The organism is Staphylococcus sp. HMSC36A10 (genome assembly GCF_001838845.1).
Classification (GTDB): Bacteria; Bacillota; Bacilli; order Staphylococcales; family Staphylococcaceae; genus Staphylococcus; species Staphylococcus aureus.
In genome coordinates this window covers 1-4,250 of the sequence record NZ_KV839124.1, presented here as the reverse complement: position 1 = coordinate 4,250, position 4,250 = coordinate 1, and the positions used below count along the sequence as shown (strand labels likewise).

Sequence of the window (4,250 nt, the reverse complement as noted above, 5' to 3'; positions counted from 1 at the left end):
AGTCGCTATCCGAGTCTGAGTCGCTGTCTGAATCCGAATCGCTGTCTGAATCTGAATCACTGTCTGAATCTGAATCGCTATCCGAGTCTGAGTCGCTGTCTGATGTTTCTTCTTCGAAGTATCCATTATCAAGTGTGAAATCATCATGATCCGTAATTGTTACGTCAACTTCGCCACCATCTGCATCTTTATCATCTTCAGTTGTATTTGTAACTGTTTGTGTTAAGCCAGCAGGCTTTTCAAAAATAACTTTGTATTTACCGCTATCTAAATTATCGAAACGATATTTACCATTTTCATCTGTTTTAGTTGTTCCAATTACTTCGCCTTTTTCATTTAATAAAGTAACTTTAACATCTTTGATACCTTTTTCAGTTGAATCTTGTTTGCCGTCTTTATTACTGTCGTACCAAACATAATCACCTAAACTATATTTTGGTGTTTTATAGAAACCACTGTCTAATGTCATATTATCTGCATCTTTAATGACACCTGTTGTTGTTAAACCATTAGAATCTTTTTCAGTATCATTTCCAGAAGTTACTGAAGTTGGTGTATAACCTGATGGTGTCTCGAATTCAACTTTATAAGTTCCATTGTTTAAATCAGTGAATTGATATTTACCATTTTCATCTGTTGTAACTGTTTTTAAAACTTTGTCGTTTTCATCTTTTAACGTAACTGTTACACCTGAAATACCCTTTTCATCTTTATCTTGAACACCGTTTTTATTTGTATCTTCCCATACATAGTCACCTAAGTTGTAAGTCGGTTTGTAGAAACCAGAGTCAATAGTATCGTTATCTTTATCTTTAATGACACCTGTTGTTGATGTACCATTTGAATCTATACCTTCATCAGTTCCTGAACCTACTTGTGTTGGTGTGTAACCTGATGGTGTTTCGAATTCAACTTTATAAGTTCCATTTTCTAATCCAGTAAATTGATATTTACCATCTTTATCTGTTTTAGTTGTTTGTAAAACTTCACCGTTTTCATTTTTCAATGTAACTGTTACGCCTGAAATACCTTTTTCAGTTGAATCCTGCTTACCATCTTTATTTGTATCTTCCCATACATAATTACCTAAATTATATTTTGGTGTTTTGTAGAATCCACTATCTAATGTCATGTTATCAGCACCATTAATAACACCTGTTGTTGTTAAACCATTAGAGTCTTTTTCAATGTCGCTACCAGATGTTACTGTAGTCGGTGTATAGCCTTCTGGTGTAGTAAATTCAACTTTATAATTACCATTATCTAAATCAGTAAATTTATATTTGCCATCTGCGTCTGTTGTAACTGTTTTTAACACGTTACCGTTTTCATCTTTTAATGTTACCGTTACGCCAGATATACCTTTTTCATCTTGGTCTTGGATACCATTTTTATTTGTATCTTCCCAGACATAGTCACCTAAGTTGTATTTAGGTTTGTAAATACCTAAGTCTGCAGATAAGTTATCTTTGCCATTAACTGTAATAACTGAAGATAAGCCGTTTGAATCTAATTCTTCGTTATTACCTTGTTTTGAAGGGGTTACTTCATAACCTTTTGGTAAGTTTGAAAATTCTACACGGTAATCTCCATTAGGTAAGTTTGGAATCAAGTATGACCCATCTTCTTTAGTAACTGCTTCTCCTACTTTTGTATTTGTATTATTATCAAATACAGTTACAGTTACATTGCCAACGCCTTTTTCTCCTAATTCTTGAACACCGTTTTTATTAGTATCTTCCCATACGTAGTTACCAATTTTATATACTTCTTGACCAGCTCCGCCACTTTGGTTATTAGTAAATCCTAAAGCATTGCCAGTAGAAACGGATTTATTACCTGTTGAAGATAAAGTAGCCATTTGAACAAGTGTTGGGCTTTCGCTATTTGTATATTGGAATTTTGTATTAACCATTACAACATATGCTGATGTAATATCACCAAAATCAAGATTAACACTTTGATTTGATCCATACGTCATTTTATTTTTAAATTCATCAGTTACGTCTACCAAATCATTAGTATTAACGTCATATCCTTTATTCAATGTATATCCTTCAGGAACACGATATATTTTTATATTTGTAACATTTTGATTAATTTGACCAATATTAGTTGGATATTTCGGATGGTACGCTTCAACTTTTAACTTAGCACCTTTTAAATCCTTATCCATAGGATTAACATATACTACCTGGTTATAGTAACCAGGGTCTTCAACATTTCCTACATGAGAAACTGTCTCTGTAAAAGCTGATCCTATTGAATTATTGTCAGCTTCTTTATAAGCCGGATAAGTGATATCTGCTGTTGTAGTTGTAATTTGATTTCCAATAGTTACACTAAAAGGAACATCTTTCTTGTCAACAGGAATTGTATCTGCATCCATATAAATTGAGTAATTAATACCCATTTTTACTGAATTAAATCGATCAACATAATCTGTAAATGTATATGTAATTAAATTATTTGCAGTATCATGTTTTGCAGTCGCAATTGTTTCACCATTATTTGGATCTTTAATATCACCAATATTTTTAATATCTTCCGGATTCAATCCATATACTTGTACTGTATCTGAGTATTTAATTGTGAAATAATCACCTGATTTAACTTTGTCATCAACTGTAATTTGTGATTTTAATGATAAATAATCTTGGGCTGGTACAATCGTTTTGCTATTATCTGCATCAACGACAGTTAATGTTGTATTTGATGTGATTAAATCATTAACATTTTTAGAATCTGTTGAGTTTGGTTGTATTGCTGCCATACGCATTCTTGTATTCAAACGTTTAGGTGCTGTACTTTTTGGCAAAATCACATCTGAACCATTTGCATTATCAGTGTTATCGCTATTTTCTACTACATTTTTAACTACTTCACTATTAATTTTTAAGTCATCTTTACTTACATTAATTGGTGCTGACGACATTGTTGCATTTGAAGTTGTGTTATCAGTATTTAATTGCTGTGAATTAACTGTAGTAGTAACTTGATCATCTGAAGTTGCATTATTATCTTCAGTTTTTTTAACATCAGACGTTTGTAATTTTCCATTTTCAGATGGCTGAGAGTTATTATTTTTTTCTGAAGCGACACTATTTTCTACTCTAGTTACTTCTTTTTGATTAGCAACTTTATTAATATTCTCATCTTTTAGTTGCTCTCTATCAACTTTTCTAGTATTACTGTCATTATTTAGTTGCTCTGTATCAACTTTTTTAGACACTTGATCATTATTTACTGATGTTGCATCTTCCTTCATTTCCTTGTTGGTTACTTCTGCAGCCTTTGCTTCTTGGTTCCCCAGACCAAAAATTAATGTTGTACCTACTAAAATTGATGCTGTTCCCACTGTGTACTTTCTAATCGAAAATTTATTTAATCGATTGGATACCATGCCTTTTCTTGTTATTGCCGTTTTATTTTCTCTGTTTAGCATTAGATTACTCCTAATTCATCAAATTTTTAAATAATACAATTGTTTTAAATACAAAAATGTATATCAATATAGTATTACATTTTTAGATAAAGCACAATACTTTAATTATTTTTCTTTATCGTAAAACGTTATTTAACATTTGTGTTTAAATAAAAGTTTTTATGAGTTTTGTAATCTTTATTTAATTATCATAAAAAATAGTATTATTTGCCCTTAAAATTAATATCTTAGCTTTTCTAATTCATAGACAATTACATTTCTGTAACAAATTAAATTGCATCTATTCCTTAAAGATTTTTTGTTTTATATCTGGGAATTTCTAAACAGAAAAAACCAGGCCACATGGACCTGGTTAAGTTAATCATATTATTTATTTTGTTTTTTACGACGACCGAATAACAATAATGATCCTAATGCCGCGAATAATCCACCGAATAATGTGCCATTATTTGAATTATTATTTTCACTACCTGTTTCTGGTAATGCTTTAGCTGTTTTATGCTGATCTTTAACCGTACTCATTGGTTTAGCCGGAGTATGTTTACCTGCATCTGAATCTGAATCGCTATCTGAGTCGTTGTCTGAATCTGAATCGCTATCTGAGTCGTTGTCTGAGTCCGAATCGCTATCTGAATCTGAGTCGCTATCCGAATCTGAATCGCTGTCTGAATCTGAGTCGCTGTCTGAATCTGAGTCGCTGTCTGAGTCTGAGTCACTGTCTGAATCTGAGTCGCTATCTGAGTATGAGTCGCTATCCGAATCTGAATCGCTGTCTGAGTCGCTATCTGAGTCTGAATCGCTGTCT

The 4,250-nt window shown here is 32.1% G+C and carries 2 protein-coding genes; both read right to left on the bottom strand.

From position 1 onward, the window contains the following. Window positions 1-3,445: SdrD B-like domain-containing protein (locus HMPREF3247_RS10510; protein ID WP_070866238.1), on the bottom strand; the 3,445-nt coding region annotated here is incomplete at its 3' end. Between the two features lie 366 nt (window positions 3,446-3,811). Beyond that, window positions 3,812-4,250 (bottom strand): LPXTG cell wall anchor domain-containing protein (locus HMPREF3247_RS10505; protein WP_142349155.1); only part of this gene is annotated, 439 nt, incomplete at its 5' end.